Below are 22,339 nucleotides of genomic sequence, written 5' to 3'. Positions count from 1 at the left end.
TTAACTCTTCTTTTATCTTGTCACTGTGTGACCTTTTTTTTTTGCTCCGTCATCAGAGGAGCTAAGTGTAAGAGCGCTGGTTAAGTGAGCCAGCTTCATGAGACAAAGCTCCACATGCAATCGCTGATTTTTGCTTTGCTTGAAGTTCAACTCAAACTGATTGGAAATATTCAATGCAGAAAGAAGAAATGAAGGGCTACACTTGCCTGATTGCTCAGCATACTTTGCCTTCAGGTTATCTGTGACTTCCAATAAAGTGATGGTCTGGTTGTCTTTTGAAACCAGCAAATTTCTGAGATGCTGCTGAAAACCATTAAGGAAATTGTTTCCATCAAAGCCATTCCTCAAAATCTCATCAAACAACATCAGTGCACCGGACATATTTTGATCCAAGAGATCATCTACCAACTTGAAGTAGTAGTCGTAATCAAGGATGTGTAAGTTCTTGATCGTATCCTGATAGGTGATCTTTCCATCTGATGAAAAAGTGGTTATCAAATCAAAAATGGAAAGTGCATCTCTTAAGGCACCGTCGGCTTTTTGTGCAATCAGGTGTAAAGCTTCATTTTCTGCCTCTACCTTTTCACTGGAAGCGATCTTTTCCAATTGCTTTACGATATCGCTGACTTCAATACGATTGAAATCATAGATCTGACATCTGGAAAGGATTGTTGGTATCACTTTGTGCTTTTCAGTAGTTGCCAAAATGAAAATGGCATAATCAGGTGGTTCTTCCAGCGTCTTCAAAAACGCGTTGAAGGCCTGGGTGGAAAGCATGTGAACCTCATCGATGATGTATACCTTATACTTTCCTTGCTGAGGCGGATATCTTACCTGATCAATCAGGTTTCGAATGTCTTCTACGGAGTTGTTGGAAGCGGCATCCAACTCGAAGATGTTGAAATTGGAAGTTCCCTCTGGACCTTCGTTCTCAAATCCGTTGATAGTCTTAGCCAGAATCCGCGCGCAAGTGGTTTTACCTACGCCTCTAGGTCCGCAGAAAAGCAATGCTTGACCTAAGTGATTGGAGTTGATGGCATTTTCAAGCGTTGTGGTAATGTGCTCCTGCCCCACTACCTCCTCGAAACCGAGCGGTCTATACTTACGTGCCGATACCACAAAATTTTCCATTCCGTTGGCAAGATAATATACCTGTGTCTTGTCTCGAAAGATCAGTGAAACATTTACTGAAAGAAAATGAATTCAATGTGATTTTCGCTTTGATTCAATCAGGCAGTAAATTGTAAGTATGATTGAGCAGCTACGAGACAATGCGCATTTCAGAAGACTTATCACGGCTATAATCTTATTCATTATAAGTCTCACAATAGGTATTGTCGGGTTCATTTTGATTGAAGACATGAACACCGTTGACTCGATCTACATGACAATCATTACTGTGAGCACTGTAGGATTCACGGAAGTAAAAGAATTGACGCCATCCGGAAGAATCTTTACCTCTATTTATATTATCTTCAATGTCACACTATTCGCATATATCCTGACAGTCGTTTCCAATTATTTCTTTGAGGGTAGGCTAAATGAAATATTAAAAAACCTGAGGTCCAACATGAAATTAAATAAGCTAAATGACCATGTAATAGTTTGTGGGTACGGACGAAATGGCCGAAAGGCATGCAAAGAACTCGCACAAAGCGGCCAAGATTTCATCATCATCGATAAGGATGAATCCATCGCTGATAAAATACCCAAGCCATTGAAATGGTTCATTGGTGACGCAACCAAGGACGAGGACCTTAAGATGATAGGGATAGAAAGAGCCTCGGCCATTATCATAACCACTCCTTCAGATTCAGTAAATGTATTTGTTACTTTGACGGCCCGAAACCTTAATCCTACTATTAAAATCATAGCCAGAACTTCAAGCGAAGAAACGCAAGATAAACTCTATCATGCGGGTGCAAATTTCACCGTTCGGCCGGATGCATTGGGCGGTATGTTTATGGCTCATATGATCACCAAGCCCATCGTGATCGAATTTCTGAATCTGATTAACGGTACTTCAGGTCTGGATTATCATCTTGAGGAAATCGACTATAAAGAATTGAAGGACGAGTTTAAAGACAGAGCGCTCACGGATCTGAATATTTTAGAACGAACCGGGGCAGTAGTGATAGGTGTCAAAGATGATATTAAAGGAATTATTCCCGCGCCTGCCGGACAAACGGTAGTAGGCAAGGAAGACCATTTGATCCTTTTAGGCTCGACGATTTGCCTTCAAAAATTTGCTGAAATCTACAGGCGAAAGTGATTCAAATCAGGGAAGTCAATTAAAAACCTACTTACGGAATTCTAAGTAACCTACTCGTGTTAACTTTGTACCATGGGGTCGACCGGAATCGACAGGAAGTGCAAGGCATACGCTAGCATGTCGGGTGTTGAATGAGCACGCGTAATCAATTCATTCACAATTGTAATTGGCGAGTCTAACTACGCTATGGCAGCATAATTCTTGAATTAAGTAGAGAATTAATTAGGGTTGAGCCACATAGGTTCCCCCTGTCACATCCTACTGTTCTTTGTCCTTGAGAACGGAATTTAGGGTGTCATAATAAGGAATAGCCAGAGGTAGTGTCGTGGACCTTCGGTGAAATTAAGCGACTGGTATCAGTAGTAGGTTGTTGTTCACCAGCTGCTAGTACGAGATAAAGCAAGAATGACTAAACATGTAGAAGGTTTATGGTTTCCTTCGCTGGACGAGGGTTCGAATCCCTCCGACTCCACTTATTAAATCCTCTTTCTTGCTGTATATCAGCTAGTTAGAGGTTTTTTTATTCATATAGTTCCAGCTAGAGCCAACAATATCAATATAAGCATCAGTTTTTATATATATTAAAATATGAGTAGTTCCGATATTGTAAAACTAATTTCTCTTCCTCTTGAAGTCATTGTTATTACTATCATCAGTGGGATAAAATGAAAAAGGATTTTGAGTGGAAGCAACGTAGGGAATGGTGAGAAAATAGTATTTAACTATAATTATAATGTTTAATATAATAAACAATATTATATATATTTGCACAAAATAATAAACATTATGCCGAAGAAGAGTGCCATATTGCTTCCAAAAACAATTCATATTCTTGAAACCGTTGGTGAACAAATCAAGCTTGCAAGGCTAAGACGGAAGCTTAGTGGAGAAATGGTTGCGGAGAGAGCAGGGATCGGAAGGAATACACTGATATCTATCGAACAGGGGAAGGCAACTGTAAGTATTGGCCATTATCTCAATGTACTCAAGGTATTAGGATTAGAAAACGATCTATTAGCACTAGCAAAGGACGATGAACTTGGAAGGAAACTCCAAGATGCTGGACTGTCAACGAAAGAGCGAGCACCTAAGAAGAATTAGCCATGGCAAAGCGAAAAATATATGTATATGCGGACTGGGAGGAGATCAATGGCCCTCTTTTTATGGGAATCCTTTCGTCTGAGCTTCTTAGAGGCAAAGAGATATTTTCATTTGAATATGACGACACCTGGCTAAAGTCCAAACATGCACAGACTGTAGATCCTGATTTGCAGTTATATACTGGACCACAGTATCTAAATGAAGAGAATAAATCTAATTTTGGCCTCTTCCTTGACTCTTCTCCTGATCGCTGGGGTAGGGTGCTTATGCAACGAAGAGAAGCAGCTGAAGCAAGACTGAACGACAGACAGAGAAACAAGCTTTTTGAGACCGATTATTTGTTAGGTGTTTATGATGGCCATCGAATGGGTGGGCTAAGATTTAAGCTAGATCCTGAAGGACCATTCTTGAGCGATGATGAAAGACAAGCTAGTCCTCCATGGACATCCATCCGAGAAATTGAACAAATAAGTTTGAGACTTGAAGAGGAGGATGCAATTGATAACCCGGAGTACTTACAGTGGTTGAATATGTTGGTGAATCCTGGATCGTCACTTGGAGGGGCAAGGCCAAAAGCTAGTGTCCTTGATCCAGACAACCATCTTTGGATTGCTAAGTTTCCAAGTCGAAACGATGAAGGTGACATTGGTGCCTGGGAAATGGTCACCTATGATATGGCCATAGACGCTGGTGTTAACATGGCGCAGTGCCAGGCTCGAAAGTTCTCTAGTGATTACCATACTTTCCTAACTAAAAGATTCGACAGAACGACTGACGGTAAGCGCTTACACTTTACATCAGCGATGACACAGCTCGGGTATACCGATGGTGCTGATGCTGCGGCAGGAGTGAGCTATTTGGAGTTGGTTGAATTCATCACCAGTAAAGGTGCTAATGTGGCAGCTGATTTGGAGGAGCTCTGGAGGAGGATCACCTTTAGTATCTGTGTTTCCAACACTGATGATCATCTTCGGAATCATGGCTTCATTTTGACCAATGAAGGCTGGTTATTATCACCGGCTTTTGACATCAATCCGGTTGAAACAGGAACCGGATTGAAATTGAACATTTCAGAAGATGACAATGCTCTTGATTTGAATCTTGCCATCGAAGTATATGAATACTTTAGGCTAGACGAAGGAAGAGCCAACGCCATAATTGATGAGGTGAAAAATGCTGTACAGCAATGGCCTGATATAGCAAATAAGTATGGGATACCGAGAGCTGAACAAGAGCTCAAAGCATCTGCTTTTGACCAGGCAATGAGCTGATTTGGACGAGGGTTCGGGAGTCAACTACGACCAAAAAAGTGCAAAATGTGCGTTACTAAGTCGGTTACCTATATGAATTTTTTTTACAACTATTTGATTATCAATACATAATTTGATAGCTGTGAGTTCCTCCGACTCCACAATTAATCCTTTACAATTCAGCTCAAAATAAGACTCACTTACAATCAGAGGCTATTTATAAAAGCGATATAGATATAACAATGGAACCTAATCCCCATTAGTGCGGAAGTTACTTCCGTGCACTATATCTAGTCTGCAAACTATAAGACTTGTCAATCTCTTCCTACCGCCTAATAAATCACATTAATTCTTCCATGCATTAATTCAAGCGTCCAGTTTCTTCAACTCTACAAAAAGAAAAAGCTGCTAGTGCAGCTTTTTGTATTAATAAAACGGATGAGAGTCTGCCGCTGTAGTTCCTAAACCGTCGCTTCGAGAGTAACTGTGTGCATCCTACTGATTTTGGTCATCATCAGTGCTGCCTCCATCCTTCAAATCATCATTGGAGACTTTCTTCACCTTCTTGGAAGCACGCTGCGTGAGCTTGCCGATGCGATAGCTGAAATTGATCCTGAAATTCAAGAGCTGGAGCTCCCTTGTACTTCTTTGAACTAGCAATGGAGTCGTGGTTTCGGAATCCAGAAAACTCCTCGGTGTAGCAAAATTGTTTGCTCCAATGCCAATGCTTCCTTTATTATTTTTGAAGTTACGATTAATGCTCAAGCTGTATATGTAAAAAGGATTGCTAAATCCTTGCAACTGAACTCTGGAGCTTCGGTAAAATCCGAACATCTGAATAACCCACATATCTGTTAGCTTATAACTACCAAATAGCCTGGCATTAAATACAAAACCATCGTTCTCGGCATTGAATAACGGGTTGTCAATGTTGTTGGTCAATACCGTATAAAAAGCGTCAATACCACCATTGAGAGTAAACTTTTCTTTCCTGACACTTCCGAAAGCATTGATACCATAAGCATCCGCTTCGCCAATGTTTTGGAACGTGGTATAAACAGTATCCTGTCCTATGGTCTCGGTTACCGACTGAATGCTTCCGTTGGTGGACCTGACAAAGGCCGAAAGATTCAATGAAGTTGTACGCTTAAATCTACTGATGGAAAATTCTACCTGGTCTGTAAATTCCGGTAGTAAGTCCGGGTTTCCCTGAGAGATATCCAGTGGATTGGCTGCATTGATATTCGGATTCAAAAACTGTAAGCTTGGACGTGCAATTCTTCTGGAGTACCCAAACTTCATGGTAAGGTTGTTTTTTAGCTTCTTAGACATGTTGATGCTGGGCACGAATGTTCCGTAATCTCCAATATCTAAATCTGTTCCTTCAGAGAAATTTGCTGTGATGGTCGTGTATTCATACCGTCCGCCAGCCTGTATAGTGAAATTAGAAGGAAGCTCAACAAGTCCTGAAACAAACCCTGCAGAAACGTTCTGATTATAACTGAAGAAGTTACTTACACTTGGTCCCTGCACTTCGGTGTACGGATCGTTATCCTGACGTTGTAAAAGCTGGAAGTCACTTGTTACGGTCCTTGAGATATTCTTGACTCCCGTTTCAAACCTGGCTTTATCTCCAATAGGCTCTACATAATCGAGCTGAATGGTGAACTCCTTGTTATTGCTGACATTCTCGTTTCGTGTGTCAAATGGATTAGTTCCTGATATATTTTCAATAGTGAAATCATTATTCCTGGAATCTTGACTATAAAGTGAGATCAAACTTATCTCTTTACCCTTTTTCTCAAATGACCTGATGTAGTTGAAATTGACATCAACGCTATTGGAATTGGTCAGTGTAAATACATCCTGAACAAAAGATGTTGATCCCATTGCATTCGTAAACTCTGTAAGTCTGTCGTTTTGATCGTTGCGCGAATCAAATATTCGGTAGTTGACGCCTCCTCCAATAAAATTGTATTTGTTGAAGGTGTAGTCCCATCCAAAGTTGTATCGTCCGGAGATTCTTGAGCTAACCGTCTCGGCAAATTGGTTCGTCCTCGACAATTCATTGCCAAATTCATCAGTTACAATCTGCTCATTTTCTGTCGATCCCAAGATATTGTAACCTGCAAAGCCATTCCCGCCCAAAGTCAAGCCCAATTTTCCTGTCCGATAACCGGCATTAAGTCCAAGGTTTGAACCTCTGTAACCAACTCCTGTTCTGACCGAGAGTGTGCCTCCTTTTAAGTTGTTCTTTTTCGTGATAATATTGATAATTCCTCCTGTTCCCTCTGCATCATACCTCGCCGAAGGTGAAGTAATAACTTCTACCGATTCTATTTCATCTGCTGGAATCTGGCGCAGAGCGTCCGCGAGATTACCGGCTGTGATGGTAGAAGGTTTACCATCGATCAAAACAGTTAGATTGCTGCTCCCACGTAATGAAACATTTCCATCCAAATCCACGGACAATAAAGGCACTCTTCTTAACACGTCTGAAGCATCACCACCTGCGGTAGTATTATCCTGGCTTGCATTATAAACGATCCTATCTACCTTGTCTTCGATCAATTCTCTTTGACCTTCTACAACAACCTGATCCAATTCAGTGACAGAAGAAGCAAGTACTGTTCTGCCCAAATCATAAGACTCACCTTTCCCAGTCACCTTATACGGACCTTTGTTGATTGATTCGTAACCCATGAAAGAAATGATGATCTTAAAGTCTCCTTCCGGCACATTACGAATCACCCATTTCCCATCTTCTTCTGCTATTGTACCGTCTATAAGCTTATCGTCTTTGTCATTTAAGACTCTAACGGTTGCGTATGGAACAGGCTCATCATTCTCGTCAGTCACAATTCCACCCAATTTCCCATATCCCACCTTTGGGGTAGAACCACTTTTATATCCTGATGGTGGACCTGAAGGTCGTTGTGCAGATGCCGCAAAAACGGTGCAAACGATAATTACAATGGAGGTGATTAAAGTATATAAATGTTTCAATGTCATTAGGTTTAAGTCCTCTTATAGACAATTGAAGGTTCAATTTTGTTTGAATGAATACTCAGATTTAGGATGAGTGGTTTTTTTATCTCCCCCTAGCGCGGAAATTACTTCTGGGTTTAAGAAGGCTAGTAACAAGTCATGCCCTTATTAGCCAACCTTTTTCCTCAATTAAGCAACCTTTTCTCGAAATCAGCATCTATAGAGCATAGCTCTATCCGAAACCTTAGAGCAATCAATCACCTTAGGACTAAAAAAAGGAAGCCCAATGTTCAAAAACTACCTCAAAACCTCCCTTCGAAGCTTACTGAAAAATCCACTGAGCTCATTCATCAATTTGTTCGGACTTGCAGTTGCCATTGGCGTCTGCTTGATAGTATACTCGTTCATGGAGTTCGACTATACCGTCGATGACTTTCATGAAAACAAAAATGAAGTCTATCTAACCACTTTTTACGTGGATCGAGATGGAACTGAGCGTCACCTTGGATTATCTCCCACGCCGCTGGGAGCTATGCTGAGAGAAGATTTGACCCAAATCCAGAAGGTATGTAGAGTTGAAGATTTTGGGACCGTTATAAAATATGAGGATAAGGTTTTCAACGAAGATGTTCGATTTGCCGATCCTGAATTTCTTGAGATGTTCACCTTTCCGTTGAAATGGGGACAGGCTAGTTCGCTGGCTGATATGAACAGTATCATTTTTAGTGACAGAATGTCTAAAAAGTACTTTGGTGATGAAAATCCTGTCGGCAAGAATGTACTTCTGAAATTCGGAGACGTACGCAAAACCTTTATCGTATCCGGAGTAGCTGAACCTTTTCCCCTGGCACATGCCATTGATTTCAACTTCCTTGTCAATTTCGAAAACATAAATACCACGCATCCCGATTATGATTTGACTAACTGGCGTGGATTCGTCAATGCCACACTAATCCAGGTAGAACAACCTTCGGATTTAGCAATCATAGAGGAAGGAATGGAAAAATATCGTAAGCTTCAGAACACCGTTCGTGAAGATTGGGCGATTTCGAAGTTTGAGTTTGTCAAACTCGCAGATTTGCACAATAGATCAGGAGATATAAGCAGTGATATCTCCTCTGGTGTCGAAGACGAAGCTCGACTGATACTTCCGATTATCGGCTTGTTTATGCTGCTGCTGGCCTGCTTCAACTACATCAACATTGCTATTGTTTCCGCTTCTAAAAGATTGAAAGAAATTGGCGTAAGGAAAGTAATCGGTGCCAACAGAAGACTGGTCATCATCCAGTTTATTTCAGAAAATATATTTGTGACTCTTTTCGCTCTATTCTTTGGTCTTCTTCTGGGTGCCTTTGTTTTTCTACCCTGGTTCAACAACCTATTTAACATCAACTTAGGTCTTCGTCTCACCGATGGCAATCTCTGGATATTCCTGGGGTCTATCCTGCTTTTTACCGGAGTTGCATCGGGCATTTATCCTGCTTTTTATATCGCCAGGTTTGAAGTAGTCCGTATTTTCAAGGGCTCTGTACAGTTTGGAAAGAAAAATCCGCTCACCAAAATATTTTTAGGATTCCAATTGATTCTTGCATGCATTACCATCACATGTGGAGTGATCTTTACTCAAAACACCACCTACCAGGCCAATCGCAGTTGGGGATACGATCCGCAAAAATCCATGTACGTGAGAGTACCTGACCAGTCAGGTTATGAAAAACTTAGTGCTGTGATGACGCAAAACCCAAATGTTCAGCAAATCCTGGGATCACAAAGCCATTTGGGTAGAGGCTCTTTGACGAGAGTCATCGAAACTCCAGAACGCCAATACGAGGTGACTGAACTATCCGTAGACGCCAACTACGCTGAGTCTATGGGTTTGGAGCTGCTAGAAGGTCGATTTTTTAGAGATCGATTTGAAAGTGACAAGCAAGCAGTTGTGGCAAACGAACTTATGATTGAAAGCATGGGCCTCCAAGAGCCGATTGGTCAATTCTTCAAGATAGACAGCATTCAATATGAAATCATAGGAGTAGTTAGCGACTTTCACATGTATAGCTTCTTCAATGAAATCAGGCCTACTATGTTTCGGGTAGCCGACAAGGAAAACTATAGATATATGACCCTAAAGGTAATGGCTGGAACAGAGGAAGAAACCTATGAAGCACTGCAAGCGGAATGGGCTGAGCTATTCCCGGAAACTCCTTTCAATGGAGGACATCAGGAAGATGTATTTGGTAACTACTTTGAGGAAATTGGCAACCACGCCAAATTCATGAAGGCGGTTGCATTTATAGCTGTGATGTTGGCTGCACTTGGTCTCTATGGTTTGGTTACGCTCAACGTTACAGGCAGAGTACGGGAGTTTAGCATACGAAAAGTGCTGGGGGCTCAATTAACAAATATTGCGACCAACATAACCAAACAATATGTTTGGCTTTTTGCCATTTCTCTAGCGATAGGTGGTCCGATCAGTTACTTCCTGATGGGAGCACTCATGGATGAGGTTTATGAATACCACATCCCTATGACGATTTCCGGAGTAATGATTGCGGTAGTACTGTTGATTTTCGTATTGTTGGCCACCGTTTCTACGCAGGTAAGAAAAGTATCGAAAGCCAATCCGGTGATCGGCTTGAAGGTGGAGTGACTCTGATAGTTCGGGAGCTTGTGTAGCTTTATCTGAAAAATTAGATAAAGAATGAAAAACTCCTCCGGCAACCTGGGGATAGCGTCTTGGCTCGTAAGCGCTGGCAGGGAAAATGAAGTGGGCAAATCCTTGAATATCCCACCCATCCTGGCTTCCAATTACATCTTGGGTGATGAATTTGCTTATGCAAGAAACGAAGGCACGCAGGCCTGGAGTGCGCTGGAAGAAATCATTGGAGGCCTGGAGCACGGCGAGGCTGTTGTGTTCTCATCAGGAATGGCTGCTATTTCGGCAGTTTTCAATCAAGTAAAAACTGGATCAACGATCGTCATACCTGACGATTGCTATCAGGGTGTAGCTAGCTTGGCAAATGAAGGTGAACAGAAAGGAATCTGGAGCGTAGAGAAAGTAGCAGTAAAAGATACCGATGGTTGGTTGAAGGCACTGGAGTATGCTGACTTAATATGGCTGGAATCGCCATCCAACCCGCTTTTGGAGATCGCTGACTTACGAAAAATTTGTTCTACAAAGCGCAAGGCCGGATCAATTTTGGGAGTCGATAATACATTTGCTACTCACATTAATCAACAACCTCTGGATTTAGGCGCTGATGTTTCTGTCCAGTCAGCCACAAAATTTATCGGCGGACATTCGGACCTGTTATCAGGTGTAGCTTCTACCAATAACCCTAAACTATTAGAGCAACTTCGTAAATCACGTGAGTTGATCGGGGCTACTCCGGGCGCTATGGAAGTCTTCCTGGCTCTTCGAGGCATCCGCACCATGCACCTGAGGCTGGAACGAGCTCAGCAGAATGCAATGGAATTAGCCCGACGATTACAGCAAAATTCCAATGTAGCTCACGTCCGCTATCCTGGCTTAACTAATCATCCAAGTCATGCTATCGCGAAAGAACAGCTCAATGGCTTTGGAACCATCATCTCTTTCGATACTGTAGGTGATAGTGCTACTGCAGATTCCGTATGCCATCAAGTGAAACTTATCCTGCATGCTACCAGTCTTGGAGCTGTCGAATCTACCATTGAAAGGCGGGCTGCCATATCGGGGCAAAGTCATTTACCAGAGACATTACTACGGCTAAGCGTGGGCGTTGAAGGTGTGGAGGATTTATGGGACGACTTGAATCAGGCATTGCAAAAAGCAGTTGGATAATAGATAAAAAAAAAGACCAGGCAGAGCTGGTCTTTCTAAGCGGCTACCTTTTTTTTATTCAACTAATTAAATCAGATGGCCACTATACATTAATCCAATCAATATTGGAATTATAAAGCACTACGCTACTTTAATCAGCACATAATTAATCAAGAATACATCTAGCGATCTACTCATTTAATAAATCAGGAGTAAAGACTCGTTAATGTTTACAGATTATTTAAGCAAAAAGAATTGGGCATCTCAATTGACCTGTTGTATTTCAAAAGGATCTGACGTGTAACAAAAGCAAAAGGTACTTGCTCACTACACTATGAGCATCAAAAAAATATTGAAAAGGATTCTTGCCATTCTATTGGTGACAATCGCGTTAGTCTTCGGTTTCGGATACTGGTTTATCTCCCTCATCAAAACTGATAGGCCCAGTGTAGATGTCTCCAAAACTCAAGCAACTGATCTACCCTATCTGGTAGAGGATTCAATAGCTTACCGTGGGAAGATACTTGCAGTTGTGACGAGTACATCTAAAATAAATGAGAGTAAGAAAACAGGATATGAACTTACTGAGCTTTCGAGAGCCTATTACGTTTTTACAGCCAATGGATTCGAAGTTGATATTGCAAGCCCACAAGGTGGTAATCCACCAGTCGTAATCGACGATGATGATATTGATGTGTATGATTTCGCATTCATGAATGATGCTATTGCAACTATGAAGGTCGAAAATACCATTTCCTTAGAATCAGTGATTCCCGAAGAATACGATGCTGTTTACTTTGTAGGAGGCAAAGGTGCCATGTTTGATTTCCCGAATAATCCTAACATTCAATCAATCGTAAGAGACTACTATGAATCTGATAAAGTGATTGGTGCGGTATGTCATGGTCCAGCAGCATTAATCAATGTAACGCTAAGCAACGGACAATCCTTGCTTTCTCGTAAGAAGGTGAGCGGATTTACTAACGAAGAAGAGTTGTTTCTTATTCCTGATGCAGAAGAGATATTTCCTTTCCTTCTTCAGGATGAAATGGTCAGCAAAGGAGCTCAGTTTAACGCCGGAACCATGTATCTGAAAAATGTGGTGAAAGATGACAAACTCATCACTGGGCAGAACCCTTGGTCTACTTGGGAATTAGCTGAGGAGATGATCAGGTCAATGGGATTTATACCAAAAGAAAGAGAGATGACATCAGAAGAAGCATCTGTTCAAATTTTGCTTAGCTATGAAAAAGATGGATACGGTAATGCCAAGACCAAAGCAAATGAACTGCTTGCCAAAAGTGTGACTATCAACCGCGAGTTAATTGCAGTGCACAGCATAACCTCTATTATGCAAGGAGATTTCATCAGATCTGTCAACCTAATAAAGATGTTGAGTTTCCTGAAAAACAAAAATTAGTAAGGTGACCTTAACCGACTGAATTGCGTGAATTCAGTTCCTCTTGAATCGTGCTTCGCACCTCTTCCTGAAAGTCGATTAGTGTGTCTAAATTGTATTTTGCAGGGTCAATTGGTTCATGTATAATAACCCGACTTACTCTTTTCCAGCGCATCAAAAATTCTCCATCATCGGGAAGGATTCGCCAATTATCAGCAATTGTAACCGGAACTAGATGATTACCTGTCTTTAAAGCCATCTTGAAGGGCCCTTCCTTAAATTCACTTAACTCTGTCGTGTTTCCTACACTGATTCCGCCTTCAGGAAATACCGTTAGTGAAATATTCTTTTTGAGTGAAGAAATACTCTCTTTGAATGCCGCATAGCTACTTCTAAGGCTCTCACGATTTACGGTGATATGAAATTTTCTAAAATAGAATCCGAATCCAGGAATCTTTGAGAGAGATTCCTTACCCACAAACTGTACTGCAATTGGTATCTGCGCCATAATCGGAATGTCCATAAATGAGAAATGGTTCGGACAAAATATGTAGGTTGATTTCTTATCCAGAAAGTGCTTGTTTTCAACCACAATTTTAATCCTAAGAAAGAAAAAAAATATTGTTGTCCAATGCCTGGTTAAAACAAGCGCATACTTTTTCTTGCTTGTAAGATTAAGGAGGAAGAATACAGGAAGAAAAATTATGAATATGATGAAAAAGATAACTCCTGTATAAATCAGATAGCATCTCCTGAAAAATCTAGCTAGCGGGGAAGCCTGTTTTGACGACATAGTTAAGATTAAATTGAGCGGCCAAAAATAATTCCCTTTTTAAGAGTAACGCACCATGATTGCTACTTTTCAGAATAATTCATCAAGAAAATTAAAGTGAGATTCCTCCGTCAATGGTGAGTGTCTGCCCAGTAATGAAAGTAGTTTGATCTGAGCATAACCAATAAATAGAATCCGCAATCTCATCAACCTTTGCATAGCGTTTCATTGGTGTCGCTCTAAGCAATCGTTCCTTGAGTTCAGGCTTGGTTTCATGCAATTGGTCAAAGTGATTCGTATCTGTATAACCAGGGCAAACGGCATTGACTCTGATATTCTGACGTCCATATTCTAGTGCCACAGTTTTTGTCATATTTATTACTGCCGCCTTGCTTGCTGCATAAGCAATATGATTCGGAGCAGCAATAAGTCCGGCAAGTGAGGATACATTAATAATGATGCCATGACCTTGCTCTATCATATATGGAATGGCATACTTCATTCCATAATAAACTCCACTTTGATTTACTGCGATGACTTTATCCCAGTCTTCCAGCGAACTATCGGCAGTCTTTGCAATTTTCGACTGGCTAATCCCCGCGTTATTAACCAAAACATCTAACCTCCCAAATCGATCAAATGCAGCTTTCATAAGCTGAGACATATGTTTTGGGTTCGAGACATCAGAAGTGAAAGCAATAGACGATTTCGGACGGATGGTATTTAGCTGATTCATTAAAGAATCTGCCCCATCTTTATCCTGGTCTGATAAAACCACATTCATCATCCCATGCAGGCTCATTAATCTGGCGGTAGCTGTACCAATTCCATGAGCAGCGCCGGTGATTACGCATACCCTGTTTGATGTTTCCATGGTATTAATTTAGCTCATAATTTCATCATTTGATAATCCTTTTTAGCCTTTTGTTTACAGGAAATATCAACTGATCTGTAACGTTTTTAGTCTTCTGTAACTATAAATGGAGCTACTTTTGTGGACTCATAAAAAAGCTAAAATTCGTTTAATGAGATTATTCATAATTCTTCTTTTCATTGGCGCTGCTGCCAAACTCAACGGTCAGGTACTTTTTCCCGGTTATCACCTCAATGAATATTATGAAATATTGAGAATGAAAAACCCTGAATTGGCAGATCCAATCACGTACCATCCCTCTATCATAAATAGTTATGCAGCAGATTCAGCTTTGAGTTGGGATTTGTGGAATGGTCAGTTTGATATATCCAATAAGGGAGAAGATTATATCGAAGTATTGGATCCGTTTATGAAAATGGGGTATATCAGCGAAGTGCCCAATCACTACAATGATGGTGCGGTTTGGGAAGGGAAAGGATTTAACAGCTCACTCAATTTTGGGTTTACCGGACGAAAAGGAATGCTATCGTTCACTTTCGCTCCGGTGGTGTATTATGCTCAAAACCAAGATTTTTACATTCCTTCGGTTCCCTCCACAAAGAGCCAGTTTTCTTATCCATTTGAACGGAGGATAGATTGGGTGTTAAGATATGGAGATCAGTCTGTAAATAGGTTTAATCTTGGTCAGTCTGAAATCAGGCTCCTATACAAGAAAATGACCATTGGCTTATCCACTCAAAACATGATTTGGGGTCCTGCACAGGTCTCTCCGGTGATCATGTCGAATAATGCTGCCGGAGTTCCGCATTTAGATATCGGCACAGCAAAGCCAATTGATACAAAATTCGGAAAGTTTGAATTCAAAGTTTTCTGGGGATTCATGGATGAATCTGACTATTTCGATACCGATGAAGCAAATGATAAGCGCTACCTGACGGGAGCCGTCTTTGGTTTCCAGCCGAAATTCGCTGAAGGACTGAGTCTGGGTATCAACAGGGTGCTTTATAGAGATATGTTTGATGGCGATTTTAAGCCTGTCGATTTATTTGCTGCTGTCTGGGGTCAGATTAGTAATCCTGACCTACCCAATGATGATTATGATCAAATGCTATCATTAACCGTCAGCTGGAAGTTTAAGGAGTATGGGTTTGAAACCTTTCTAGAATTCGCTAGAAATGACTACCCCGGAGTGATTATTGATTTCTTTGAACAGCCTGATAGAACACGCGGTGTAACCATGGGCTTTGTCAAGTCTTTTGACCTGAAAAATGGCAATCTATTCAGAGTTGTGTATGAGCACACCAAACTCAACAAAATCAAATTATCGGCCGTAGCATCCGGTCATGCAGCCTATTATGTGCATGGTCAAGTTGATAACGGGTATACTAATGACGGACAAATCATGGGTTCATATATAGGGCCTGGGTCCAATGCCAACCACTTTAAGTTTCAGCTTTACACGCCAAAAGGTAGAATTGGCTTCAATATAGATCGTGTCCGATTCAACGATGATTATTTAGCAGATAATTTTACACCGGCATTCAATCAACCCAATGACGGCAGCTTCCTTACCGGGTTTGATTATCTACGATTTATCAAAAATTTCAGTGTTGAGGCAAGCATTTATCGCACAAATCGAAGGAACTGGTATTATGAGGCTGATAGGGATGTCAACAACTTAAGTTTCACTCTTAAGGTTGGTTACACCCCTGGACAAAACAATAGATAATCACGCTATCGCTACTGCATTAATCACACAATTTTCACTAATTGAAAATACACATTTCTTAGTGCAAGCTCGCAAAACATATAACTTTGCAGCTTATGAATACAAAAGATGAAATCGTAGAAAACTGGCTTCCAAGATACACCGGCACAGAGTTGGAAGCGTTTGGCCAGTACATCCTTCTCACAAACTTCAAAAATTATGTAGAACTCTTTGCTAGTCGATTTGATGTCCCAATCAAAGGAAAAAATGGAGCTATGCAAACTGCTACACATGGAGAAATAACTATCATCAACTTTGGTATGGGAAGTGCCATGGCGGCTACTGTGATGGATTTGCTTTCAGCAATTTCGCCCAAAGCAGTGCTCTTCTTAGGAAAATGCGGTGGCTTAAAAGCCCAAAATCAGCTAGGTGACCTGATCCTGCCCATTGCTGCCATTCGCGGCGAAGGAGCATCTGATGATTACCTTCCTTCGGAGGTGCCTGCCCTGCCTTCTTTCCGTCTTCAGCGAGCAATTTCACACGTAATCAAAGCTAAAGGTTTTGATTATTGGACTGGGACTGTTTTCACCACAAACAGACGAGTATGGGAGCATGATGAAGAATTTAAAGATTATCTAAGAGCGATTAGGGCCTCAGCTATAGATATGGAAACAGCCACACTATTTACAGTAGGATTTGCCAATAAGATACCTCGCGGTGCGCTGTTGCTGGTTTCTGACAACCCTATGGTTCCAGAAGGTGTGAAAACTTCCAGGAGTGATAAAAAAGTTACTTCTCAGTATGTAGAAAATCACTTAGATATCGGTATCGATGCTCTTTCAGAATTGATCAACTCTGGCGAATCTGTTAAGCACATGAGGTTTGAATAAATATTTTAGCTGAGATTAAACCTTTTGAGAGTTTTGGCATCTAATCAGTAAAACAAAATGGTTATAAAATGAGAAAACTTGCATTAATTATTGGACTATTGGTGGCTGGAAATGTGCTCTTTGCACAAGATCAAAAACCTGGAAAAGAAAGGCCACCTGTAAAGATTGAAGAATACAAAGAGCGGTTGAAATTGACAGAAAGTCAATTGGCTGAGTTGAAGAACATGAGGGAGTCGCTCAGACCCGAATTGGAAGCCATTCGAAAAGATGATTCAAAATCCAGGAGCGAACGAATGGAAGCGCGGGCTGAAGTCATGAAGAGACAGGAAAGTCAGGTCGCAGAAATTTTGGACGATGAGCAAGAAGCAGAGCTCAAGGAAATCCATCGAGAAATTCGGGATGATGTGCGTGGTAAGCGTAAAAGGAAAAGAGAACGAAGACGAGACGGCTAAAATTTCAAACCCTCCAAGCGGAGGGTTTTTTATTTAGAATAATTGCTGCTGATCCTGGCCTACCGGGATTGTCAAGTTAAGACCCATTTTTTCATTTAGTTTTTTCGTGAAATAAGCTGAAAGTACCGGCGATTCTTTCTCCAGATTTTGATGCACAAAAAAGTAGAGATTTTCCATCCCGGCATCTGCCCAGTTTTTCACTCTGCCCAGCCAAGTATTCAGTCGCGAATAGTCGCTTTCATGATTTGCTCCAACATATCTCACAAACACAGAAGGTGATGTCAATCGCATATGAAGAAGGTCTCTCCTACCTGCTGTATCTGTAATAATATTTGATATACCGTTCTCCTCAAAAAGCGCATATACCTCGTTTGCTACTTCAGCATCGTTGAACCATTCTGTATTTCTCAATTCTATTGCTAGCGGCACATCTTTTGGCCAATATTCAACAGCCGTAACAAGACGTTCCATGTTCGCCGGCTTAAAATTATCGTGAAGCTGAAGAAAACACATCCCAAGCTTATCTCCGAAAGCCCGAATATTAGTCACGTATCGTTCAATCGGTTCTTCAACATTATTTAGCCGTTTGATATGGCTTACCATCTGATGCACCTTTGGGAAGAATTTAAAATCGTCTGGCGTTTTATCCACCCACTTTTCTATTTGCTCTATTCTGAAGTGATTGTAAAAGGTAGCGTTCAATTCAATGGAATTGAACTGGGTGGAATAATACTCCAGCTCGTCTTTTGTTCCTCTCGGATAAAATTTCTTTAGATCTTGTCGGTTCCACTTTGCACAGCCGATAAATGTCTGTTGCAGACCTTTTCCTTTTTTTAACACCCGCTCAGTATCATGATGATCATCGGGTAGGCTAAAATCTATTTCTTCAGGGTTTTCTACACTTCCAAATTTCATTTTCTTGGCTTTAGCTTCAATTTCTGACGAACGAATTTATCTAAAGCTTTGCTTGGAAGCAATCTGGGTAATGTCCAGTTTTTAAATCGCTGTGGAACTAGCGCATATCGAGCTTTAGGATTTTTCTTTTCAAAAGCATTAAAAATAATTCTGGCTGCTTTTTCAGAGGTCCATCCATTCTTGATCGCATCTTTTACAAATGAGTTTTGAAAAATATTGATGGACTCAGCATAAGGCGAGTCTTTAAATCTGAGATTCGCATCATCCGAAATTCCTTTATCCCAAATAGGTGTTTTGATAGGTCCCGGACCGATGACAATAACCTTAATGCCAAACAGTTGTAGCTCCCGCCTCAAACTTTCTGACAATCCCTCTACTGCATGTTTAGATCCAGCGTATGGAGACATGAACGGCATTCCGACCTTACCTGCTACTGAGGATATCTGCACGATTCGACCCGGCTCTGAAGGATGATTGGCTCGAGCGCCAAGCAAAGGTAAAAATGCCTTGGTCACTTTTATTAAACCGATCACATTCACCTCAAACTGCTGTCTGTAATCTGCTATGGTCAGATCCAGCATAGGTCCACCAATAGCTATTCCAGCGTTATTGATAAGTCCACCAAGACCTTCAGTTCCTATTTCGTCATGTAATTTCTCAGCGGCCAGATCCACAGAATTGTGATCCGTTACATCAAATAGCACAGGTTTGAAGTCAGAACCCAGCTGCTTGGAAAGTCTATCAGCATCTGTTTGCTTTCTTACACTTCCGTATACGGTATAACCATTTTCTACAAATATCTTTGCTAAGTCATAGCCAATTCCAGTTGACGCACCGGTAATTAATATATTTTTAGATTTTGCCATTTAAATTGAAAAAATCGTGAGTTTAATAAACGAGACCATAAGGAAAAGACGATCTGTCTATCCAATGCAATATATCGATAAGCCTATCCCTAGGGAAATACTAAAAGAGTTACTTCTAAATGCCAATCACGCTCCTACTCATAAACTTACGGAACCCTGGCGCTTTAAGATTTTCCTTGAAGAAGGAAAAACTCAACTTGGGGATTTTTTAGCGGAGAAATATCGCGAGATAACACCGGAGTTTGTTCCTTCTAAATTTGAAAAGATTAAATCCAATGCACAAAAGGCTGGTGCCATGCTTGCAATTATTCTGCATCGTGATCCGGCCGAACGAGTGCCCGAATGGGAAGAAACAGCCTCAGTGGCATGCGCTGTTCAAAACATTTGGCTGGCGCTTGATCAATATGAACTGGGCGGATACTGGAGTAGTCCGCCATTATGCAAATTCCTTGGTGAGCACATAAAACTGAAAGAAAACGAATCCTGTATCGGATTTTTCTATATTGGCTATTGTGAGTCGTCTGATCGGATCATAGCAAAAAAACCAATTGAGGAAAAGATAGAATGGATAGATAAATGAAACTGGAAAGAGAGTCAATATCGTTGCTAATGAAAGCCTTGGAAAAGCTGGAAATCGGATTTGATCTACCGGATATAAATCAGTTGTACGATACGGAGAAAATGGAAGAAGTCATCTTAAAGACTGCAGAAAAGATGCAGGACAATTATCCATATTTTCATCCATTATTTGTCGGACAAATGCTGAAACCTCCACATCCTATTGCCAAGGCAGCCTATATGCTGGCCATGTGGATCAACCCAAACAATCATGCCATGGACGGCAGCAAAGCCAGCTCGCCGATGGAGAAAGAAGTGGTAGCTGATCTTGCTACTATGTTTGGTTGGAGCAAGCACCTGGGTCATTTGACAAGCGGAGGCACTATGGCCAACCTCGAAGCCTTATGGGTCGCTGGCAACATCCATCCCGACAAAATAATCGTAGCATCAGATCAAGCTCATTACACACACGAACGCATTTCTGAAGTACTCAAACTTGACTTTGAAAAAGTAGCCTCCGACCCGCAAGGAAGGATAGATATACAGGCGCTTGAATCAAAATTGAAACAGGGAAATGTAGGAACTGTAGTGTGTACCATGGGTACTACGGGGCTTGGTGCTGTAGATCCATTGATTGAAATACTAGAACTGCAAAAGAGATACAATTTCCGTATTCATGCAGATGCCGCCTATGGTGGGTATTTCAAGTTAGTGGACAGCCTGGAACCTGATACCATCCAAAAGTTTGCAATGCTGGATCAGGTTGATAGTCTCGTAATAGACCCTCACAAGCAAGGATTGCAGCCCTATGGTTGTGGGTGCATTCTTTTTCAAGATCCTGAAGTAGCCAAATATTACATCCATGATTCTCCCTACACCTATTTCACCTCTGAGGAGCTTCACCTAGGTGAGATAAGCCTGGAGTGCTCACGAGCAGGAGCTTCAGCAGTTGGGCTATGGGCCACGCATCAGTTGCTACCGCTGGTACAAAATGGTGAGTTCTCGAAAGACTTGAATAAATCAAGGAATGCTACTGTAGAGCTTTACAAAAAACTACTCGGAAGTGATAATTTTTTACCCATAGTAGCGCCCGAAACTGACATTGTCGCCTGGACATTAAAAGGAGACAGTACAAGTGAAATGAGTAAGAAAGCTCAGGCATTTTTTAAGAAGGCTGAAGAAAGCCATTTGTATTTATCTCTCTATAAATACCCTACATCAAAGTTCGAAGATGTTGGCTTCAATATCGATTCTGATTACTTGATGTGCCTCAGATCATCGCTGATGAAGCCTGAGCATGATGACTGGCTGGATGAGATCTGGAAGCGATTACAACAAAGTCTATAAAAAAAGGCAGATCACTCTGCCTTCTTCTTTATGTTAATAATCTATAGCTATTGTTTTTCTAGTGCTAGTACCCATTTGTAATTACCCCAAGTGAAAACCACATTAACTCCATTTGTGCCTTCTTCAGTTGTTATGGTAAACTGTTCCACATGCTCATTTCGAGAAACTGGAACAACCACCGTTGACAAATCCTGAGCGTAATCCGGCTCGGTATACCCCCAAAGGCGCAAGTCTGAATTGAGTCTGATCTCCATTTCTCCTTTTCGTGGAAAGCCGTAGATCACATATTTTCCCGCTGGAAAATCATCATCTCCAAATTTAAAATCTGAGGAAACCTCAATCAAAGTAGGTTCATTTGCACCCAGTCTCCAATAAACTCCATATGGCTGTAAGGCGCCTTCTTCTTCTTCGCCAAAGATCATCCGATCACGTACGGAAGGTCGAGAATAGTTAATGCTGACCTCCATCCCATTGGCTTGAACGCTGGTTTCTCCTGGTGGGCTGAGGGTTCGATTACGATTGTTGGCATAGAGCACAAATGCGACTATCAATACTACAAGTATTGCCAAGCCAATGAGTAGTTTCTTTTTCATGTTTTGGTGTTTAAATCTTCAGTTCTTTGCTGTTTGCTTTCAGAACATCTATAATAAAGGTAATGTGTTCACTCATATCCACACCCAACATTTCTACTCCTTTAGCAATTTCATCTCTTTCTACCTTGGCTGCAAAGCTGGCTTGTTTAAGCTTTTTCTTTACTGATTTTGCGGTAAGGGTTGAAATACCTTCAGGCCTTACCTGAGAGCAGGCAACAATAAAACCAGTAAGTTCATCGCAGGCTAATAGAGCCTTATCTAGTGTTGTCTCATAAGGAACATTCCATTTGGTGTAGTGCGCTGAGATGGCATGTGCCATTTTCTCCTCACCTTTTTCTCTTAGCAACGCAACAATGCGGTTGGGATGCTCTTCCGGATATTTTTCATAATCTGCATCATGTAACATACCGGTGATAGCCCATTCTTCAGGGTCTTCATCAAATTGGGGAGCATACGCTTCCATGACTAATTCAACGGTTCGCGCATGCCTCAGCAAGCTATCACCTTCCGTCATGGAAGCAAGAATCTCTTTTGCTTCTTTTCTGTTCATACCAG

At 41.2% G+C, this 22,339-nt stretch carries 19 protein-coding genes and 1 other RNA gene; 12 read left to right on the top strand and 8 right to left on the bottom strand.

Annotated elements, in window-relative coordinates:
- Positions 1–12: 12 nt before the first annotated feature.
- Positions 13–1,131 (bottom strand): DNA polymerase III subunit gamma/tau, encoded by a 1,119-nt coding sequence (gene dnaX / locus ACL8WY_RS14430; RefSeq protein ID WP_436515457.1) that lies wholly within the window; start codon positions 1,129–1,131, stop codon positions 13–15.
- A 118-nt stretch (positions 1,132–1,249) separates the two neighbouring features.
- On the opposite strand from dnaX, the gene ACL8WY_RS14425 reads away from it, so the two are divergent.
- The 4 genes from ACL8WY_RS14425 (at position 1,250) to ACL8WY_RS14410 (ending at position 4,644) form a co-directional block, all read left to right on the top strand.
- Positions 1,250–2,272, top strand: a complete 1,023-nt coding sequence (locus tag ACL8WY_RS14425; RefSeq protein WP_436515456.1) for a potassium channel family protein — start codon at positions 1,250–1,252, stop codon at positions 2,270–2,272.
- A gap of 74 nt (positions 2,273–2,346) precedes the next feature.
- Positions 2,347–2,747: a transfer-messenger RNA gene (gene ssrA, locus ACL8WY_RS14420) on the top strand.
- Between the two features lie 311 nt (positions 2,748–3,058).
- Positions 3,059–3,373, top strand: a complete 315-nt coding sequence (locus ACL8WY_RS14415; RefSeq protein ID WP_436515455.1) for a helix-turn-helix domain-containing protein — start codon at positions 3,059–3,061, stop codon at positions 3,371–3,373.
- Between the two features lie 2 nt (positions 3,374–3,375).
- Complete coding sequence (locus ACL8WY_RS14410; protein ID WP_436515454.1) at positions 3,376–4,644, top strand: type II toxin-antitoxin system HipA family toxin; 1,269 nt, start codon at positions 3,376–3,378, stop codon at positions 4,642–4,644.
- Positions 4,645–5,118: 474 nt separating this feature from the next.
- Here ACL8WY_RS14410 and ACL8WY_RS14405 read toward each other — a convergent pair whose 3' ends face one another.
- Positions 5,119–7,635 carry a TonB-dependent receptor domain-containing protein gene (locus ACL8WY_RS14405; RefSeq protein ID WP_436515453.1) on the bottom strand — a complete coding sequence of 839 codons (2,517 nt, stop codon included), beginning with the start codon at positions 7,633–7,635 and terminating at the stop codon, positions 5,119–5,121.
- A gap of 262 nt (positions 7,636–7,897) precedes the next feature.
- On the opposite strand from ACL8WY_RS14405, the gene ACL8WY_RS14400 reads away from it, so the two are divergent.
- The 3 genes from ACL8WY_RS14400 (at position 7,898) to ACL8WY_RS14390 (ending at position 12,830) form a co-directional block, all read left to right on the top strand.
- Positions 7,898–10,258: an ABC transporter permease gene (locus ACL8WY_RS14400; protein ID WP_436515452.1), complete on the top strand. Its 2,361-nt coding sequence runs from the start codon at positions 7,898–7,900 to the stop codon at positions 10,256–10,258.
- Between the two features lie 51 nt (positions 10,259–10,309).
- Complete coding sequence (locus ACL8WY_RS14395; protein WP_436515451.1) at positions 10,310–11,431, top strand: trans-sulfuration enzyme family protein; 1,122 nt, start codon at positions 10,310–10,312, stop codon at positions 11,429–11,431.
- A 313-nt stretch (positions 11,432–11,744) separates the two neighbouring features.
- Positions 11,745–12,830: a type 1 glutamine amidotransferase domain-containing protein gene (locus ACL8WY_RS14390; RefSeq protein ID WP_436515450.1), complete on the top strand. Its 1,086-nt coding sequence runs from the start codon at positions 11,745–11,747 to the stop codon at positions 12,828–12,830.
- 10 nt (positions 12,831–12,840) lie between these two features.
- Here ACL8WY_RS14390 and ACL8WY_RS14385 read toward each other — a convergent pair whose 3' ends face one another.
- A complete protein-coding gene (locus ACL8WY_RS14385) occupies positions 12,841–13,602 on the bottom strand; it encodes a lysophospholipid acyltransferase family protein (RefSeq protein WP_436515449.1) in 762 nt (253 codons plus the stop codon).
- A gap of 91 nt (positions 13,603–13,693) precedes the next feature.
- Complete coding sequence (locus ACL8WY_RS14380; RefSeq protein WP_436515448.1) at positions 13,694–14,455, bottom strand: SDR family NAD(P)-dependent oxidoreductase; 762 nt, start codon at positions 14,453–14,455, stop codon at positions 13,694–13,696.
- Between the two features lie 151 nt (positions 14,456–14,606).
- Between ACL8WY_RS14380 and ACL8WY_RS14375 the strand changes: the two genes are divergently transcribed.
- From ACL8WY_RS14375 to ACL8WY_RS14365, 3 genes are all read left to right on the top strand, one after another.
- Positions 14,607–16,184, top strand: a complete 1,578-nt coding sequence (locus tag ACL8WY_RS14375; protein ID WP_436515447.1) for a capsule assembly Wzi family protein — start codon at positions 14,607–14,609, stop codon at positions 16,182–16,184.
- A 95-nt stretch (positions 16,185–16,279) separates the two neighbouring features.
- Entirely contained in the window at positions 16,280–17,053 is a 774-nt protein-coding gene (locus tag ACL8WY_RS14370; protein WP_436515446.1) for an AMP nucleosidase, read from the top strand.
- A 68-nt stretch (positions 17,054–17,121) separates the two neighbouring features.
- Positions 17,122–17,505: a hypothetical protein gene (locus tag ACL8WY_RS14365; RefSeq protein WP_436515445.1), complete on the top strand. Its 384-nt coding sequence runs from the start codon at positions 17,122–17,124 to the stop codon at positions 17,503–17,505.
- A gap of 33 nt (positions 17,506–17,538) precedes the next feature.
- Here ACL8WY_RS14365 and ACL8WY_RS14360 read toward each other — a convergent pair whose 3' ends face one another.
- Together ACL8WY_RS14360 and ACL8WY_RS14355 are read right to left on the bottom strand one after the other, a co-directional pair.
- On the bottom strand, positions 17,539–18,420 hold the full coding sequence (locus ACL8WY_RS14360; RefSeq protein ID WP_436515444.1) for a DUF72 domain-containing protein: 882 nt from the start codon (positions 18,418–18,420) through the stop codon (positions 17,539–17,541).
- On the bottom strand, positions 18,417–19,286 hold the full coding sequence (locus ACL8WY_RS14355; RefSeq protein ID WP_436515443.1) for an SDR family NAD(P)-dependent oxidoreductase: 870 nt from the start codon (positions 19,284–19,286) through the stop codon (positions 18,417–18,419). Before ACL8WY_RS14355 ends, ACL8WY_RS14360 begins: the two co-directional genes overlap by 4 nt.
- A gap of 16 nt (positions 19,287–19,302) precedes the next feature.
- Between ACL8WY_RS14355 and ACL8WY_RS14350 the strand changes: the two genes are divergently transcribed.
- Together ACL8WY_RS14350 and ACL8WY_RS14345 are read left to right on the top strand one after the other, a co-directional pair.
- Complete coding sequence (locus ACL8WY_RS14350; RefSeq protein ID WP_436515442.1) at positions 19,303–19,866, top strand: nitroreductase family protein; 564 nt, start codon at positions 19,303–19,305, stop codon at positions 19,864–19,866.
- A complete protein-coding gene (locus tag ACL8WY_RS14345) occupies positions 19,863–21,191 on the top strand; it encodes a pyridoxal phosphate-dependent decarboxylase family protein (RefSeq protein ID WP_436515441.1) in 1,329 nt (442 codons plus the stop codon). Before ACL8WY_RS14350 ends, ACL8WY_RS14345 begins: the two co-directional genes overlap by 4 nt.
- A gap of 47 nt (positions 21,192–21,238) precedes the next feature.
- Here ACL8WY_RS14345 and ACL8WY_RS14340 read toward each other — a convergent pair whose 3' ends face one another.
- Together ACL8WY_RS14340 and ACL8WY_RS14335 are read right to left on the bottom strand one after the other, a co-directional pair.
- The gene (locus ACL8WY_RS14340) at positions 21,239–21,784 is read right to left on the bottom strand and encodes a DUF2911 domain-containing protein (RefSeq protein WP_436515440.1); all 546 of its coding nucleotides are present in this window, start codon (positions 21,782–21,784) and stop codon (positions 21,239–21,241) included.
- A gap of 10 nt (positions 21,785–21,794) precedes the next feature.
- A complete protein-coding gene (locus ACL8WY_RS14335) occupies positions 21,795–22,334 on the bottom strand; it encodes an HD domain-containing protein (protein WP_436515439.1) in 540 nt (179 codons plus the stop codon).
- Positions 22,335–22,339: the final 5 nt, after the last annotated feature.

The organism is Ekhidna algicida (assembly GCF_051379705.1).
Taxonomy (GTDB): Bacteria; Bacteroidota; Bacteroidia; order Cytophagales; family Cyclobacteriaceae; genus Ekhidna.
This window is presented reverse-complemented; position numbering and strand designations above follow the sequence as displayed.

What these genes read in the sequence shown, in the direction of transcription:
- dnaX (WP_436515457.1), bottom strand. Translation starts at nt 1,131, where the DNA reads ATGGAAAATTTTGTGGTATCGGCACGTAAGTATAGACCGCTCGGTTTC.
- ACL8WY_RS14425 (WP_436515456.1), top strand. Translation starts at nt 1,250, where the DNA reads ATGATTGAGCAGCTACGAGACAATGCGCATTTCAGAAGACTTATCACG.
- ACL8WY_RS14415 (WP_436515455.1), top strand. Translation starts at nt 3,059, where the DNA reads ATGCCGAAGAAGAGTGCCATATTGCTTCCAAAAACAATTCATATTCTT.
- ACL8WY_RS14410 (WP_436515454.1), top strand. Translation starts at nt 3,376, where the DNA reads ATGGCAAAGCGAAAAATATATGTATATGCGGACTGGGAGGAGATCAAT.
- ACL8WY_RS14405 (WP_436515453.1), bottom strand. Translation starts at nt 7,635, where the DNA reads ATGACATTGAAACATTTATATACTTTAATCACCTCCATTGTAATTATC.
- ACL8WY_RS14400 (WP_436515452.1), top strand. Translation starts at nt 7,898, where the DNA reads ATGTTCAAAAACTACCTCAAAACCTCCCTTCGAAGCTTACTGAAAAAT.
- ACL8WY_RS14395 (WP_436515451.1), top strand. Translation starts at nt 10,310, where the DNA reads ATGAAAAACTCCTCCGGCAACCTGGGGATAGCGTCTTGGCTCGTAAGC.
- ACL8WY_RS14390 (WP_436515450.1), top strand. Translation starts at nt 11,745, where the DNA reads ATGAGCATCAAAAAAATATTGAAAAGGATTCTTGCCATTCTATTGGTG.
- ACL8WY_RS14385 (WP_436515449.1), bottom strand. Translation starts at nt 13,602, where the DNA reads ATGTCGTCAAAACAGGCTTCCCCGCTAGCTAGATTTTTCAGGAGATGC.
- ACL8WY_RS14380 (WP_436515448.1), bottom strand. Translation starts at nt 14,455, where the DNA reads ATGGAAACATCAAACAGGGTATGCGTAATCACCGGCGCTGCTCATGGA.
- ACL8WY_RS14375 (WP_436515447.1), top strand. Translation starts at nt 14,607, where the DNA reads ATGAGATTATTCATAATTCTTCTTTTCATTGGCGCTGCTGCCAAACTC.
- ACL8WY_RS14370 (WP_436515446.1), top strand. Translation starts at nt 16,280, where the DNA reads ATGAATACAAAAGATGAAATCGTAGAAAACTGGCTTCCAAGATACACC.
- ACL8WY_RS14365 (WP_436515445.1), top strand. Translation starts at nt 17,122, where the DNA reads ATGAGAAAACTTGCATTAATTATTGGACTATTGGTGGCTGGAAATGTG.
- ACL8WY_RS14360 (WP_436515444.1), bottom strand. Translation starts at nt 18,420, where the DNA reads ATGAAATTTGGAAGTGTAGAAAACCCTGAAGAAATAGATTTTAGCCTA.
- ACL8WY_RS14355 (WP_436515443.1), bottom strand. Translation starts at nt 19,286, where the DNA reads ATGGCAAAATCTAAAAATATATTAATTACCGGTGCGTCAACTGGAATT.
- ACL8WY_RS14345 (WP_436515441.1), top strand. Translation starts at nt 19,863, where the DNA reads ATGAAACTGGAAAGAGAGTCAATATCGTTGCTAATGAAAGCCTTGGAA.
- ACL8WY_RS14340 (WP_436515440.1), bottom strand. Translation starts at nt 21,784, where the DNA reads ATGAAAAAGAAACTACTCATTGGCTTGGCAATACTTGTAGTATTGATA.
- ACL8WY_RS14335 (WP_436515439.1), bottom strand. Translation starts at nt 22,334, where the DNA reads ATGAACAGAAAAGAAGCAAAAGAGATTCTTGCTTCCATGACGGAAGGT.